Here is a 15,545-nt window from a genome sequence, read left to right on the forward strand (position 1 = left end):
GCGACCCGGACAGCGAGCTGGGCGCCGCGCTCAGCGGGCCACTGGGTGCGTGGGTACAGGAGGTCGGTGCCCACACCGAGGCCGATCCCGCGGCGCTGATGCTGAGCGCGCTCGTCGGCTTTGGTGTCGCGGCCGGGTCTGCGCGTTACATGATGGCCGGCAGCCGGCCCCAGAATGCGCGCCTGTTCGTGATGCTCGTCGCCGAGAGCCCCAAGTCAAACCGCGGCCTGTCGTGGACGCTGACACGCGATTTGCTGGAGGTGATCGACCCACACCTTGTGCATGCGCGGGTGCTGATGGGGCTCGGCACGGGCCGCCCGCTGCTCGAGGCGCTGACGCCGCGTCGCGGAGCGTTTGCGGATGAGCGCCTGCTGGTGTTCGAGCCGGGTGTGGCGCGCGCGCTCGCGCTCGCTTCGCGCCCGAGCTCCCCGCTCACCTGGCTGCTGCGCAACGCCTGGGACGGCTCGGCGATCGAGTTGCCGGGGCAGGCGCGGCGGCTGGTGGTAGAGCGCCACCACGTCGGCCTGATCGGCCACGCCACGATGGATCAGCTGCGCCCGCAGCTGACGATGACCGACGCCTCGGCGAGCTTCGTCAACCGCTTCGTCTACGCGGTCGTGCACCGGCAGCGCAGCGTCCCGGATGAGGGCAACGTTCCGCCCGAGCTGCATCTGCGATACGGCCGAGTGCTCGCGCGGGCGGCCGTCGCCGCCCGCGCGAGCGGGCAGCTGCAGCGCACGCCGACCGCCGAGCGCCTGTGGCGCGCCGCCTACGAGGAGCTGGCCGAGGATGACCCCGACGGGCTGCTCGGCATCGCCCTGGCCCGCAGTGCCCGGCACGTGCTGCGCATGTCGCTGATCTATGCGCTCGCCGACGGCGCCGCCCAGGTGGGGCCCAGGCACATCGAGTCGGCGCTTGCGCTGTGGCGCTACACGCGCGCCTGCGCGGTGCGGATCTTCGGCGACCAACCCGGTGACGGGGTCAGCCGGCGGCTGTTGGCGGGTCTGCGGGCGGCAGGCCCGGCGGGGCTTACGCTGACCGAGCAGGCGGCGCTCTTTGGCCGCAACGTGCCGGCGGCGCGGATCGAGGAGGCGCGCCACAGGCTCGAGCGCGTCGGCCTGGTCGCCACCTGCGCCGAGCGCCGGGCGACGGCGGGGCGGTTCGCGCGGGTCACGCGCCTGGCGCAGGATGAGTCGCCAGCCTGACCGCCTCAGGCCAACCGCGCCCCCGATGAACAGCCTTTCGCCCCCAAATCTCCTCGGTTCGGGGAGCTTTGTGCATCTGGGGCGACTGGAGTGCGCGAAATGCACAAAGCTCAGGTTTGGACGCTGATTTGGGGGCCAGAGGTGGTTGACGTAAGCCGCCTCGCAGGGCCCGACGAGATCGTCTGGCAGCTCGCACAGAGGATCCGCTGAAACCTCAGCGGTCCGCCGCCGGACGCGGCGTGCCGGTTGCGGGTGGCGTCCCGATGCGGGGTCTCAGTGCTCGTGACGGTGCGGCCCGCCGGCGGGGCTGGGCGTGGCGATGATGCCGGGCTGCGCGCAGGTGGCAAGCGCGTAGGGCAGGTCCGCCTCGGCGATCCCCCTGATCGACGGGTGGCTCATGTCGATGCGCAGCTCCCGGCCTGGTGCCGCGCCCAACCCGAGGCTGGCGGCGCCGTTTGCCGCAAGCTCGCCCCACAGATCGCCGCTGGCTGCCAGCAGCCCGTTGCGTGAGACGCTCAGGCGCCGTGCGAGGGTCTCGAGCTCGCGGGTTTCCTCGAACGGGTCGATGCGGACGTTTGAGTCCGAGCCGATCGCGATCCGCACGCCGGCGTCGCGGTAGCGGATCGCGGGGAAGAAGCCGTCGCCGAGGTTGGCCTCGGTGGTGGGGCAGGCGGCAACGATCGTACGGGAGCGGGCGAGGCGATTCACGTCAGCGTCGCTGACGTGAATCGCGTGCACGACCGTGGTGCGCGGTCCCAGGAAGCCGCTGCGCTCCAGCAGCTCGATCGGCGTGCAGCCGTGCTCGGCGCGGCACTCCGCAAGCTCGCGTGGCTGCTCCTGCGCGTGGACGTGCGCCACCAGGCTGTGGGCTTGCGCGTACTGAGCGATCGGCGCAAGCCAGCTGGCCGGCACGGCCCTGACCGAGTGGGCGGCGATCCCGACTTGCACCCCCGCCTGCGAGTCGGCCCAGGCGCGCAGCTGATCCACACGCTCAAGGAACACCTCCACGTCGGGGTCGCAGAAGCGCAGCTGTCCCGGGCCGGGCGCCAGGTCGGCGCCGTCGCTGAAGCCGCCGCGGTGGTAGGCGGCGGGCAGCAGCACGATCTGGAGCCCTGCCTCCAGTGCCGCCTGCGCGAGTGCCTTGGCCATCGCGTTGGGGTCCTCATACGGGCGCCCGTCGGGCTGGTGGTGGACGTAGTGAAACTCGCCGACGGTGCCGTAGCCGGCGGCCGCCATCTCGGTGTAGGTGGCCAGCGCGACCGTGTGCATCTGTTCGGGGTCAAGCGCCGCCACCGCCGCAAACATCGCCTGGCGCCAGCTCCAGAAGTCATCGCTCGCGCTGCGGGCGCTGATCCGCTCGGCGGCGCCGCGCATGTCGCGCTGGAAGGCGTGCGAGTGGACGTTTGCCATCGCCGGGATCAGCGGACCCGACAGGTGAGCTGAATCGCTCACCGGCTCACCTGCGCAAAGCGCCAGCGATGATCCTCGCGCACCCAAACCGGCACACCGGCGATGATCACCGCCGCCACCGGGTTGTGCCCCAGGCGGTAGGCGATGTGCTCGGCTGGTACGTCGAGCAGCAGGATGTCGGCGCGGCGCCCGACGCTGAGCGCGCCGAGCTCGTGCGAGCGTCCGAGCACCCAGGCGGCGTTGAGCGTCATCGCCAGCAGCGCCTCGCGGATCGACCAGCCGTAGCGGCGCACCGCCAGCCCCGCGACGAGCGGCAGCGAGACGACCGGTGAGGTGCCAGGGTTCAGGTCGGTGGCCAGTACGCAGACAGCGCCTGCGTCCGCCAGCTCACGCCCCGGGGCGGTGTGCTCGTTGCCAAGGAATTCGGCGCCGGGCAAAAGCACGGCGGCGCAGTCGGCGCCCACCAGTACCGGGATGTCCCGGGCCGGCATGTGCGAGAGGTGATCCACCGAGCGCGCCCCGGCCGCCAGGGCGACCGGCACAGAGCCCTGCGAGGAGAGCTGCTCGACGTGCGCGCGCAGCGTCATGCCGTGCTCGCGGGCCAGCTGACCCATCCGCGAGAGGTCGGCGTTTGAGAACGCGACCGACTCCACGAAGATGTCAAGCGCGCTGGCGGCGGTGTCCGACCGGACGCTTGCGAGCATCCCCTCCACCTCGTCCATCCAGCCAGCGGCCGTGTGGCCGTCCGGCACGGCGTGGGCGAGCAGCGCGGTGACGCTCACGTTCTGGGGCAGCGTCGCCGCAAGCTCGCCGGCCAGGCGCAGCGCCCGCAGCTCGCCCGCGACCGAGAGCCCGTAGCCGCTCTTGCACTCGAGTGTCGTGGTGCCGTGCGCGAGCGCCTCGGCCGCGAGCGCGCGGGCCTGGTCAAGCACCTGCGCGTCGCTTGAGCTCGCAAAGGCCCGCGCGCTTTCGCGGATCCCGCCGCCCGCGTGGGCGATCTGCTCGTAGGGGGTGCCAGCCACCTTCAGCGCGTACTCCTGCGCCCGCCAGCCGGCAAACGGCAGGTGCGTGTGGCAGTCGACGAACCCCGGTAAGAGCGACAGGCCGTCACAGGGCACAGGCACGCAGCTCGCGTCGGCCTCAAAGCCCGCGATCAGCTCGCCGTCTGTCACGACCTCGCCGGGCTCCAGCGTCAGCTCCGTCGCCCTGCTCTGGGCCAGGCGCTCGAGGCGGTCGTCGGGGAGGCGCAGCACCTGCGCGGCGCCGGTGAGCGCGAGCGGCGCGCTCACGCGAGCGCCCCGATCTCCCCCTCAGCCGCCGCAAGGATCGCGCCGCTTGCGACCAGTCCGGCGACGCGCTCGAGCTCCGGCGCGGGGCTGCGGTCCGGGCCCGGTTGTGGGTCGATCAGCGCCGTCACCGCGGCGGTCGCCGGCGCCGGTGCGAGCGGCGCACGCAGCTCCAGTGCGCGCGCCGCGCAGAGCAGCTCGACCGCCAGGATGCGGGTGAGGTTGTGCAGCGTGCGGCGCAGCTTGTGCGCGGCGCTCCAGCCCATCGAGACGTGATCCTCCTGCATGCCGGAGGTGGGGATCGAGTCGACGCTCGCGGGTGCCGCGAGCCGCCGGTTCTCGGCCACCAGCGCCGCCGCGGTGTACTGGGCGATCATCAGCCCCGAGTCGACGCCGGGGCTCTCGCCCAGGAACGCCGGCAGGCCGATCGAGCGGGTGACGTCGAGCATCCGGTCGACGCGGCGCTCTGCGATCGCGCCGATCTCCGCGGCGGCGATCGCCATGAAGTCGGCCGCGAAGCCGAGCGGGATCCCGTGGAAGTTGCCGTTTGAGATCAGGCGCCCGTCGTCGAGCACGCTCGGGTTATCAACCGCCGAGCCAAGCTCGATTGCCACAACGCCGCGCGCGTAGGCGAGCACGTCGCGCGCGGCGCCGAGCACCTGCGGGGCGCAGCGCATCGAGTAGGCGTCCTGCACACGGTCATCGTTCTCGCGGTGCGAGGCGACGATCTCAGAGCCGGCCATCAGCGCCATCAGGTTGGCGGCGCTCGCCGCCTGGCCGGGGTGCGGGCGCAGCGCCTGCACCGCGGGGTCAAAGGCCGAGTCGGTGCCGAGCAGCGCCTCCACGCTCATCGCCGCCGCCACATCTGCGGTGGCGCACAGCCGCTCCAGATCGATGCACGCCAGGCACAGCATCCCGAGCATGCCGTCGGTGCCGTTGATCAGTGAAAGACCCTCCTTCGGACCGAGCGTGATCGGCTCAAGGCCCGCCTGGGCGAGCGCCTCGGCCGCCGGCACACGCCGGCCCTCGCGGTCTGTGACCTCGCCCTCACCCAGCAGCGCCAGCGAGAAGTGCGCAAGCGGCGCGAGGTCGCCGCTTGCGCCCAGCGAGCCGTGCTCGGGCACGATCGGCGTGATCCCGGCGTTCAAGAGCGCGAGCACCGCCGCGACGGTGTCCGGGTGAACGCCCGAGTGCCCCAGCGCGAGCGTCCGCGCGCGCAACAGCATCATCGCCCGCACCACCTCGCGCTCAACCGGCTCGCCCATGCCGGCGGCGTGGGAGCGCACCAGCGAGTGCTGCAGCTGCGTCCACTGCTCGCGCGGGATGCGGGTTGTTGAAAGCGCCCCAAACCCGGTCGAGACGCCGTAGACCGGGTTGCCGGACGCGGACAGGCTCTGAATCCGCTCATACGCGCCCCGGATCCGTGCCTGCGCGTCCGGGTGAAGCGCCGCGCGAGCCCCGCGACGCGCGACCAGCACGACATCCTCCGGCGTGAGCGCCGGACCGCCAACCAGAACCGTCTGCTCAGACATCTGCAAGCGCTTCGCTCCTTTGGGTTGCAAGGCTTATCAGCACGTCGGTCAGCGCCGCGATGCCGGTCAGGCAATCATCTGCGCTCGCATGCTCCTGTGGCGAGTGGCCGGCGCCGCCGCTGCTGCGCACAAACAGCATCGCCGTCGGGATCGCCGTGGCCAGCGCCCCGGCGTCGTGGCCGGCGCCGGTGCTGATCGGCACCGTCTGGATGCCCTCGCCTTGGAGCACCGACTCGATCCGGGCGCGCAGCGCCGGCGAGAACTCGACCGCCGCGGTGAACGACTCGCGCCGGTGCTCGAACGCAACGCCGTCACGGTTGGCCTGCGCGCGTGTGGTTTCAAGTACCTGATCGAGCGTGGCCGACACCGCCTGCTCATCATGGGCGCGGATGTCAAGCCAGAAGCTCACCTGGCCGGCGACGGCGTTGGTCCCGTTGGGCGAGACCTCGACCTTGCCGACCGTCGCGAGCGCCCCGTGCGCCGTGCCCTCGCGGCGGGCAGCGAGGATCGCCGCCGCGAGTGCGAGCATCGGGTCACGCCTCACCTCAAGCGGCGTGGTGCCGGCGTGCGCGGCCTGGCCGTGCAGATCAACGCGCCAGCGGCCGTGCGGCATGATGCCGGTGCCGAGCGCGAGCGCGCAGCCCTCACGCTCGAGCAGCGCGTCCTGCTCGATGTGCAGCTCAACCAGTGCCCCCAGTTGCGCGAGGCGCTCAGGGTCCGGTCCGATCCCCTGCGGATCGACCCCCGCCGCCTCAAGCGCGTCGCGCAGGCTGACACCGGCCCGGTCACGACGCGTGAGCGCCGCCTCCACATCCAGGGCGCCACACAGCGCCCGGCTGCCGAACGTCGGCGTGTCAAAGCGCCCGCCCTCCTCATCGGCGAACGCCACCACCCCCAGCGGGACGGCGGCCAGCGGGCCGCCGTCCTCAGTGTCCACGCCAAGGCGCCGGGCGGCCACAGCCACCGCCACGAACCCGGCCACCACCCCGAGCGCGCCGTCGAAGCGCCCGCCCTCGCGCACGCTGTCCAGGTGGCTGCCGGTCACCAGCGCACCCGGGCCGCGTTCGCCGAGCCACGCCCACAGGTTGCCGTTGCGGTCACGCTCCGGCGCGAGTCCCAGCGCGCGGGCGGTCTGCTCAAACCAGCGCTCAGCGGCTGTGGTCTCCTGTGTCCACGCCAGGCGCGTGGTGGCGCCGGTCTCGTCCAGCCCGATCGCGCTCAGCTGCGCAAACAGCCGCTCGAACAGCTCGCGGGCGTATGCGGGCTCGGAGGGATCCATCAGTAGAGGAAGTAGTCGCGCTCGTCGGCCAGGGCGTCAAAGCGCTCCAGGCGCTCGCGCGTCCGCTCCGGCAGCGCGTCGGCGAGCGCCTCCAGGAGCACCGCCAAAAGCGCCAGCGGCGCCACCGCCGCGTCGAACACCAGCTCGGAGCTGACCGGCGCGGCCAGCGTCACGCTTGCATGCTGGGCGGGTGGTGCCAGTGACGAGTCGGTGAGCAGCACCACCTCGAGCCCATGGTCGGCCGCCAGCTCGAGCACCTCGATCAGCTCGCGCGGGTGGCGCGGCATCGACACCGCAAAGATCGCGCTGGCGCCGCCCTCGGCGGCACGCGCGAGCGCGTCGAGCACCTCGGTGCGCGAGCCGGACAGCAGCCGCACGTCGGGGTGGATCTTGGCCGCGAAGAAGGCGAACTCGGCCGCCAACGCGGCGGCGCTGCGGCTGCCGTGCACCGGCATCACCGGGCTGTGTGACAGTACCCCCGCGGCATGCTGCACGGCGCTCAGGTCGGCGAGCTGGTGCCGGAGCTCGAGCAGCGATGCGATCGCGTGGTCCACGGCGCGCTGCATCTTGTTCTGTGTGGCGGCGGGCGCCCCGCTGGGCGCCCGCTGCTCCAGGACGATTGCCTGGATCTCGCGCTGCAGCTCGGCAAAGCCGGCGTACCCGAGCGACGTGGCCATGCGCGTCACCGACGGCTGGCTGACACCGACCTGCTCGGCCAGCTCCACGCTCGAGCTGAACGCCGCCTGCGGTCCGCGCTCGATGATGTGCGCGGCGATCCGGCGCTGCACCGGGGTGAGTCGCGCGCGGTCGAACAGGTCGGCGAGTTGCCGCGGTGCCGCGATGCTGTTCGGCATTGATTCATACACGCTAGCTGAGATTGGTATGGCGCGCTACCTGAAGCGCCGCGCCGCAGCTCACTGGACCCGCGATACCGGCCGATGCGCCGCAGCGGCGCGTGTGCAGTCGCCGTCTGAGCCGTGATGTATGAGATGCGCGCGCGCCTTCGGGCTGTCCGCGGCGGCTCGGTAGAGTCCAAACGAAGAGTCGGTGGCAGAAGACCAGAACGGGAGGCGGCATATGTCCCCACAGGCAGGTACCTACGCGCAGGGCTCGGCACTCCTGCACTTCACGCGCAACGGCAACTTCGGTCCCGGTGGCCAGGAGCTGATGGTGCTCGAGCGCGGCGAGGGGGCCTACGTCTTCGACACGCAGGGAAACCGCTACCTGGACGGGCTCTCAAGCCTCTTCTGCGCGCAGATCGGCTACTCGTTCGGCGAGGAGATGGGAGCGGTCGCGGCAGCGCAGCTGCAGCGGCTGGCCTTCAACACGATGTGGGGAACCGCCCACCCGTCGGCGCTCGAGCTGGCCGACCGGCTCGCCGCCCTGGCCCCCGACGGGATCGACCGCGTGTTCTTCACCTCGGGCGGCTCGGAGTCCGTTGAGGCCGCGTGGAAGATCGCGCGCCAGTACCACGTGGCAAACGGCGAGCCGCAGCGGCTCAAGGCGATCGCCCGCAACATCGCCTACCACGGTGTGACGCTCGGCGCGCTGGCGCTCACCGGTGTGCCCGCGTACAAGGAGCAGTTCGGCCCACCCGCGATCCACACTCGCCACGTCTCCAACACCAACGCATTCCGCTCCGAGCTGTCGGGGGAGCAGCTGACCGCCAAGCTGCTTTCCGAGCTTGAGGACGCGATCATCGAGGAGGGGCCCGACACGGTCGCCGTGATCGTCGCCGAGCCGGTGCAGAACGCCGGCGGCTGCCTGGTGCCACCACCCGGATACTGGGAGGGGCTGCGCCGCATCGCAGACCGCTACGGGATCCTGCTGCACGCCGACGAGGTGATCACCGGCTTTGGCCGTCTGGGGGAGTACTTTGGCGTCAGTCGCTACGGCGTGAGCCCGGATCTGATCACGGTCGCCAAGGGGCTCACCTCCGCCTACGCGCCGATGGGCGCCGTGCTGGTCGCCGAGCGGGTTGCCGCACCCCTGTATGAGGATCGGCGCACGCTGATGCACGGGGTCACCTTCGGCGGTCATCCGCTGAGCGCCGCGATCGCGCTCAAGAACCTTGAGATCTTCGAGCGCGAGCGCGTGCTCGAGAACGTGCGCGCGCGCGAGGCCGGCCTGCGGGCGCGGCTCGAGCAGCTTGCGCAGGAGCTTCAGATCATCGGTGACGTCCGCGGTGCCGGCTTCTTCTGGGCTGTGGAGCTGGTCAAGGACGAGGACAACACCCGCTTTGACGCCGACGAGCGTGAACGCCTGCTGCGCGGCTACATGGTGCCGGCGCTGCAGCGGGCCGGGCTGATCGCCCGCGCCGATGACCGCGGCGACTCGGTGCTTCAGATCGCGCCACCGCTCATCGCAGATGAAGACGTGCTCGACGAGATCGTCGAGAAGATGCGCGAGGTCCTCGTCGGAGCCCAGCACGAGCTCGCGCTCACATAGCCGCCAGCAACTGCTGGCGCACGCGCTCTGGCTGTCCTGGGCGTCGATCTGCTTCGGCCTGGCGGCGGGGTCGCTGTCGGTCGCCTCGGGGATCGCCGACCACAGCCTCGGCGTGCTGGCCGCTGGGCTCTCGGTGCTGGCCGACGTGATGAGCTCAATCGTCCTGGTGTGGCGTTTCTGGTCAGAACGCACAGCGCGCGGCCACGGCGAGCGCTTGGAGGCACTCGCCACCCGCGCCGTTGTCGGGTGTCTCGCGCTCATCGCGCTGGCGCTGGCCTACGAGTCGCTCAGCGCGCTGCTGTCTGGCAGCCACCCCGGGTCAAGTGTGCTGACGATCGTCGTCGCGGCGGTCTCGTTCGTGGTGCTGGCGCCGCTGGCGGCCCTCAAGCGCGTGACCGCAGCGCGGCTTGCAAGCCACGCTCTGCGCGGTGACAGCACGATCAGCGCGATCGGCTCCGGTACCGCGGTGCTCGCGCTGATCGGGCTGGCGCTGTTTCACCTGGTCGGCTGGTGGTGGGCTGACCGCGTGGTGGCGCTGGTGATCGCGGCGGTCGCCGCGCTCGAGGCGCGTACGTTGCTCGTGGCCGAACGGGCATCCGACTGAGCGTCGGGGCCGATCTGCCAAAGTCTCTTGGCAAACGCCGGCCAGGAGGTACGTGATGTCGCGAGCGGTCAGGTTTGAGCGCTACGGAGCGCCGGAGGTGCTCGCCGTGGTTGAGGTGCAGACACCCGTACCGGCCGCTGATCAGGTGCTGCTGCGCGTCCGCGCGGCGGGCCTCAACCCGTTCGAGAGCAAGCTCAGACGCGGCCTGTTCGACGGTCAGATCCCGGTGAGCTTCCCGGCGGCACAGGGGACCGATGTCGCCGGGGTCGTCGAGCGTGTCGGCGAAGCCGTGCAGACCATGGCCCCCGGTGACGAGGTGTTCGGCGCGAGTGCCGGCCGTGGCAGCCATGCCGAGCTGGTGCTCGCCAACCCCAGCCAGCTGCTCGTGCGCCCGCCGCAGCTTGACTGGGCGGTGGCGGGCGGCTTGTGGACGGCTGCGAGCACGGCGGTGGCGACCGTCGAGGCCGTTGGCGTGCAGGCGCAGGACTGCGTGGTGGTGGCGGGCGCGGCGGGTGGCGTCGGCTGTCTTGCGGCGCAGCTGGCGGTCCACCACGGCGCGGCCGTGATCGGTGTGGCGAGCGAGAAGAACCATGCCTGGCTGCGCTCACGCTCGATCGTGCCGGTGGCCTATGGCGACGGCCTTGAGGAGCGCGTGCAGGCGGCCGCGGCGCGGGCCGGTGGGCGGCCGACGGCGCTGATCGACACGGTTGGCCACGGCTATGTGGAGCTGGCCCTGGAGCTCGGGATAGCGCCCGAGCGGATCGACACGATCGCCGACTTTGATGCCGCCCGCGAGCACGGTGTCAAGGCCGACGGCCAGTCGGCGCTGGCGGACATTGTGGCCGCCGTCGGTCAGGTCGCGGCGCTGATCGTCGCGGGCGCGGTCGAGCTGCCGGTCGCCGCGACGTTCACGCTCGAGCGTGTGCGCGAAGCGTATGAGCTGCTTGAGGCAAGCCATCCGGCCGGCAAGATCGTCCTGATGCCGTGAGCGGTCCGTTGGTGTGCGGCCGCAGGCGCGCAACCTTCGTGCATGCGTCGGGTTTGTTGAGGTGCGGGTCGTGCCGTCCAGCCACGGGCGACCTGCACGTTTTGCTGCCGAATCCGTAAAGCCGGCTGCTAGAACTAGCGAACTCCCCAAGCCGATGAGCCCGAGTCTGAATCGCACCCAGCGCCTGCTGGTCCTGGCCGCCGTGTTCGGCGCCCTGCTGGTGCTGCCCGCCGCGGCGGCAGCCGCCACGCACATCGTCAGGTGGAACCGCTCGGTACTGCTTGACAACCCCAACCGTGGCGGCGGTCTGGACGCGGTCAGCTGCGCCCCGACGGTGGCGAGCTCGCGCGCGCTGCTGTGCGTGGCCGGCGATGTCAGGGGCGACGTGCTGGTGTCAGCGCACCCGGCACGCAGCGCCGCGTTCTGGCAGCGGCAGGTGATCGACCCGCCGATCGCCATCACCGGTGTGAGCTGCCCGTCCACGACGCTCTGTGTCGCGGTCGACGCCCACGGTCAGGTGATGCACACGCTCGATCCGCTCGGCGGGGCGAAGTACTGGACCCATCCGCGGCGGATCGACAAGGCGACCCAGACAGGTGGCGGCTTCGCCGGCATGGCGGCCATCTCGTGCCCGACCACGACGCTCTGCGTGGCCGTGGACAACTCGCCCAACGGACAGGTGGCGGTCACCACCGACCCCACAGGTCCAGCCAGCGCCTGGACCCTGACCCCGCTGGGCAGCGGCGTCACGCTCGATGCCGTCAACTGCGTCTCGGCGACGTTCTGCATGGTCGGCGGCACCGACGGCTACTACAGCACCGACCCGACCGGTGGGGCAAGCGCCTGGAAGGCGGTCACCTCGCTGAGCTCAAGCGACTCCGTGATCGCCTCGCTTGACTGCAACACGCTCAAGCTGTGCATCGGGGTCGGCTACGGAAACGCCGGCGCCGGGCTCGCGACCGCATCCTCGACGCCCACCGCCGCGACCTGGACCAATTCGGTCGTGGGCTCGGATCCGCCCGCGCTGGGCGCCGGGGTGCTCGACAGCGTCGCCTGTCCGCTGCGCAACTTCTGTGTGGCCGCCGACGCCGCCTCCAACGTCTACACGACCAACTTCCCGGTGCGCGGGCACTGGAGCGTTGCCCGCCCGCTCAAGCGGGCCTCGCAGGCGACACTCAGCCAGATCGCCTGCAACCGGACGATCTGCGTCGAGGTCGACAACCGCGGAACCGTCACCTATGGCCTGGTGAAAGCGGTCACGCCGAGCAAGACGACGCCCGCCCCGGGCACGACGACCGCCACCACGCCAACGACGACCTCCGCTACGGGAACGACCACCACCTCCGCTGCGGGCTGAGCCTCAGCGCTCGATAATCGTGGTCGATGAGGTTGACCATGAAGATCGCGAGTGCTGAACGGCTTCTGGAGGGGACGTCTGCTGAGCGTCTGATCAACGAGGCCTGCTACCTGGGGTACTGCCTGCGCAGCGGCATGTTCGGAGTCGAGTCACCGGCCCGTGTGCTGGCGGTGGGTAACGCGCTCGCGGACTATGGGATGCTGGGCGGCGGGGTCGCGGTGGCCGCGATCCGGCACCCTGAGCGGACCGCGGTCATCGACGAGCTCGGCAGCCTGACCTACGGCGAGCTCGACGCCCGCGTCAACGCGCTCGCCAACGCCTGGCGCAGCGCCGGGCTGATGCCACGCGATGGTCTGGCGATCATGACGCGTAACCACCGCGGCTTTCTTGAAGCGCTCTTTGCGGGTGCGAAGTGCGGGGCCCGCGTGGTCCTGGTCAACACCGGGTTCTCGCCTCCGCAGCTCCGTGCGGTGCTGGACAGCGAGCGGGTGGATCTGCTCGTCCACGATGATGAGTTCGCGCCGCTCTGCGAGGGCTTGGAGCCGCGCCTCGGCTGCGTGCGCGCGTGGGTCGAGGACCCGGCTGCATCCGGGCCGACGATCGCGACGCTGGTCGCGTCGGCATCGAGCGCGCCGCCGCCTAAGCCGGCCCGGTCGCCGCAGCTTGTGATCCTGACCAGCGGCACGACCGGAACCCCGAAGGGCGCCGGTCGCCACGTGCCCTTCTCGCTGGCGCCGGTCGGGGGCCCGCTCAGCAAGGTGCCCTTCCGCTCTGGTGACAGGACCCTGATCTCGGCGCCGCTGTTTCACGCGCTCGGCTTCACCCAGGGCCTTTTGCAGATCGGCCTCGGTGCAACACTCGTGCTGCAGCGGCGCTATATCCCCGGGCAGGCGCTCGCCGCACTGGCCTCAAGGCGCGTGAACACCTGGATCACCGTGCCGGTGATGCTCCAGCGCCTGTTGGCCCTGGGCGAGGAGGTTGAGCGCCACGATCTCTCGGGGCTGCGGATCGTCTATCTGAGCGGCTCGCAGCTCGGGACCGCGCTGGCGCGCGAGGCGCTTGCTCGCCTCGGTCCGGTGCTCTACAACCTCTACGGCTCGACGGAGATCGCCTACGCGACCATCGCAAGCCCGGAGGATCTGGCGGCCGAGCCGGCGTGCGTCGGCCGGCCGGTGCGCGGCGCCCGCATCGCGATCCTCGACGGGGCCGGCCGGGAGCTGCCGGCCGGAGCGGTCGGGCGCGTCTTCGTGGGGCACATGATCCGCTTCGAGGGCTACACCGGTGGCGGCGACAAGGAGCGGATCCGCGGGATGGTCGCCTCCGGCGACGTCGGTCACTTCGACCAGTCCGGCCGGCTGTTCATCGACGGGCGCGACGACGAGATGATCGTCTCCGGTGGTGAGAACGTGTTTCCGGGCGAGGTGGAGGACCTGCTGCACGCCCACCCGGCGGTGCTCGAGGCGGCCGCAGTTGGCGTCGCCGACCCGAACTACGGCGAGCGCCTGAGCGTGTACCTGGTCTGCCGGCCCGGCGTCCAGCTCTCCGAGGAGGAGGTGAAACGCTACGTGCGCGAGAACCTAGCCAGATACAAGGTGCCACGGAGCGTCACATTCCTGGCCGAGTTGCCGCGCAACCCGACCGGGAAGGTGCTCAAACGGGAGCTGCTGGGTCGCTGAGATGGAGGTCACGATCGTCAATCGCAGTCGCGGAGAGACGGTCCTCTGCGCCCGCGCGCGAGTCGCCGAGAACCCGCTCACGCGGCTGCGTGGCCTGCTTGGACGCGCATCGCTGCCCGCCGGCGAGGGCATGCTGTTCCGTGGCGAGTCCTCGATTCACAGCGCCTTTATGCGCTTCCGCTTCGATGCTGTGTTTATGGATCGCGAGCTACGTGTCGTGGGATTGGCAGAGCGCATCCCACCATGGCGGGTGCGCGGCGCCCGTGGCGCCCGCAACGTGCTTGAGCTCGCGGCCGGAGAGATCGCGCGCAGTGGTGTGGCGATCGGCGACCAGCTGGCCGAAGTGGAGAGCGGCAGTGTCGACGCAAGCGAACAAAGCGGACGCTGAGCGGCGGGTCCCGCCGCTCCAGCTCAGCCCGCACCATCGCCCGGTGCCGGCGACCGATGTGGCACGCCGCCAATCGCGGACGGCGCGCTGGATCGCCGCACCCGTGATCGCGCTGTTGCTGGCGGGCGTTGGAGCCGCGCTCGTGCTTTCAAACCGGGCGGGTTCCGGCCCGGCCGTGCAACCGGCATTGGCCGTCGTGGTGCGCGAGAACCTGCGCGCGGGTGTGCATGATCGCGGGTCGCGCGCCCATGCGGCCGCCGGCGTGGCCCACGCGAGCGTGCGCACGCCGCCTGCGGCCGGCGCCGTGGCAGCCTCGCCACACGTGCTCAGCGGGGCCGATCTCGTGAGCCTGGCCAGCGGCTCGACCAGCTATGACCCGGCACCTGCGCTGATGGGCGACTACCGTGCCGCGGCGGCTCGCTACCGCATCCCCTGGCGGCTGCTGGCCGCGGTTGAGTACGTCACCGGGGGCTACGGTGACGTGCGCGCCGGGGTGGATACGCACGGCGAGCGGGCGCTCGCGGCGCAGCTACGAAGCTCGGGCGCGCTCGCGATCGACGGGGATGTGCTCGCGCAGGTCGCCAGACAGGCGACCGGCCCGAGCCCGGCGCTCCTGCGCGTGGCGCGCAGGTTGGCGGCGGCGGGCGCGCGCCAGCGCCCGGGTCCCGCTGTGGCCGCGGCGCTGGGCGGCGCCGGCGTCAGCCCGCAGGCCGTCCTGACGCTTGCGCAGGCGACCGACACGCACCTTGCCGCCACGGCCTCGCCGCGAGCGAGGATCAGGGCGATGCTCGACGAAGCCCACCTGCTCGACGGTCTCCCCTACGTCTGGGGTGGCGGACACACCAACCCCGCCTGGGTTGTCGGCTCAGGCTACGACTGCTCGGGGTTCGTGTCCGCCGTGCTGCACGCCGGCGGATACCTGGACTCGCCCGATACGACCCAGACGCTCCCCGGCTCGCCGGGCATCCTGGGCGGCCCTGGCAGGTACGTGACGATCTATGACCGCACGATCGCGACGCTGCGCGTGCGCGTCAAGAAGCGCGAGACCAGGACGGTGCGCCAGGTGGTGGCACCCAGCTCGTTTGGCGTGCATGTGACCCGCGGCCGGCGCGCGCGGGGGGCGGATGCGATCGCGATCACGCTGCCACGCTGGGTGGGGGCCTGGAAGACGGTGCGCGTGACGCGCCTGGTTCCCAGCGAGGACACCACCAACAACGACGAGCACGTGATCATCGACATCGACGGGCAGTGGTGGGAGAGCGGCGGATCCACCGCCGACGGCGGCGGTGCGATGGTGCACCGCATCCTCGACCCGAGCCCGTCCTACCTGAAGAGCTTCAACCGGATCCTGCACCCCAAGGGGCTCTAGCGA

Annotated in this window: 13 protein-coding genes; 8 read left to right on the top strand and 5 right to left on the bottom strand. The window is 71.4% G+C overall.

Going from position 1 to position 15,545, the window contains the following annotated elements; all coding sequences use genetic code 11:
* Positions 1-98: 98 nt before the first annotated feature.
* The gene (locus M3M54_RS15455; RefSeq protein WP_249019917.1) at positions 99-1,205 is read left to right on the top strand and encodes a YfjI family protein; all 1,107 of its coding nucleotides are present in this window, start codon (positions 99-101) and stop codon (positions 1,203-1,205) included.
* Positions 1,206-1,478: 273 nt separating this feature from the next.
* Here the strand turns inward: M3M54_RS15455 and M3M54_RS15460 are convergent, their stop codons facing one another.
* Genes M3M54_RS15460 through M3M54_RS15480 form a run of 5 tightly spaced genes read right to left on the bottom strand, consistent with a single transcriptional unit; the run spans position 1,479 to position 7,566 of the window.
* Positions 1,479-2,657 carry a formimidoylglutamate deiminase gene (locus M3M54_RS15460; protein WP_249019918.1) on the bottom strand — a complete coding sequence of 393 codons (1,179 nt, stop codon included), beginning with the start codon at positions 2,655-2,657 and terminating at the stop codon, positions 1,479-1,481.
* Positions 2,654-3,904, bottom strand: a complete 1,251-nt coding sequence (gene hutI / locus M3M54_RS15465; RefSeq protein WP_249019919.1) for an imidazolonepropionase — start codon at positions 3,902-3,904, stop codon at positions 2,654-2,656. Before hutI ends, M3M54_RS15460 begins: the two co-directional genes overlap by 4 nt.
* Positions 3,901-5,433, bottom strand: a complete 1,533-nt coding sequence (gene hutH, locus M3M54_RS15470) for a histidine ammonia-lyase (RefSeq protein WP_249019920.1) — start codon at positions 5,431-5,433, stop codon at positions 3,901-3,903. The genes hutI and hutH overlap by 4 nt, the downstream gene beginning before the upstream one ends.
* A complete protein-coding gene (locus tag M3M54_RS15475) occupies positions 5,426-6,712 on the bottom strand; it encodes an allantoate amidohydrolase (protein ID WP_249019921.1) in 1,287 nt (428 codons plus the stop codon). Before M3M54_RS15475 ends, hutH begins: the two co-directional genes overlap by 8 nt.
* Positions 6,712-7,566, bottom strand: a complete 855-nt coding sequence (locus M3M54_RS15480; protein WP_249019922.1) for a MurR/RpiR family transcriptional regulator — start codon at positions 7,564-7,566, stop codon at positions 6,712-6,714. Before M3M54_RS15480 ends, M3M54_RS15475 begins: the two co-directional genes overlap by 1 nt.
* Before the next feature lie 223 nt (positions 7,567-7,789).
* On the opposite strand from M3M54_RS15480, the gene M3M54_RS15485 reads away from it, so the two are divergent.
* The 7 genes from M3M54_RS15485 to M3M54_RS15520 all read left to right on the top strand — a co-directional run bounded on the left by M3M54_RS15485 (position 7,790) and on the right by M3M54_RS15520 (position 15,542).
* A complete protein-coding gene (locus M3M54_RS15485) occupies positions 7,790-9,160 on the top strand; it encodes an aspartate aminotransferase family protein (protein WP_249019923.1) in 1,371 nt (456 codons plus the stop codon).
* A complete protein-coding gene (locus M3M54_RS15490; protein ID WP_249019924.1) occupies positions 9,081-9,764 on the top strand; it encodes a cation transporter in 684 nt (227 codons plus the stop codon). The genes M3M54_RS15485 and M3M54_RS15490 overlap by 80 nt, the downstream gene beginning before the upstream one ends.
* A gap of 55 nt (positions 9,765-9,819) precedes the next feature.
* Complete coding sequence (locus tag M3M54_RS16770) at positions 9,820-10,752, top strand: NADP-dependent oxidoreductase (RefSeq protein ID WP_256465792.1); 933 nt, start codon at positions 9,820-9,822, stop codon at positions 10,750-10,752.
* 154 nt (positions 10,753-10,906) lie between these two features.
* On the top strand, positions 10,907-12,109 hold the full coding sequence (locus M3M54_RS15505; RefSeq protein ID WP_249019925.1) for a hypothetical protein: 1,203 nt from the start codon (positions 10,907-10,909) through the stop codon (positions 12,107-12,109).
* A gap of 38 nt (positions 12,110-12,147) precedes the next feature.
* Positions 12,148-13,785, top strand: a complete 1,638-nt coding sequence (locus M3M54_RS15510) for an AMP-binding protein (protein ID WP_249019926.1) — start codon at positions 12,148-12,150, stop codon at positions 13,783-13,785.
* A gap of 1 nt (position 13,786) precedes the next feature.
* Positions 13,787-14,173: a DUF192 domain-containing protein gene (locus tag M3M54_RS15515; RefSeq protein WP_249019927.1), complete on the top strand. Its 387-nt coding sequence runs from the start codon at positions 13,787-13,789 to the stop codon at positions 14,171-14,173.
* 43 nt (positions 14,174-14,216) lie between these two features.
* Positions 14,217-15,542, top strand: coding sequence for a C40 family peptidase (locus tag M3M54_RS15520; RefSeq protein WP_249019928.1), 1,326 nt, complete (start codon positions 14,217-14,219; stop codon positions 15,540-15,542).
* The last annotated feature ends 3 nt before the right edge of the window (positions 15,543-15,545 follow it).

The sequence above is a fragment of the Conexibacter sp. S30A1 genome, from assembly GCF_023330665.1.
Lineage (GTDB): Bacteria > Actinomycetota > Thermoleophilia > Solirubrobacterales > Solirubrobacteraceae > Palsa-465.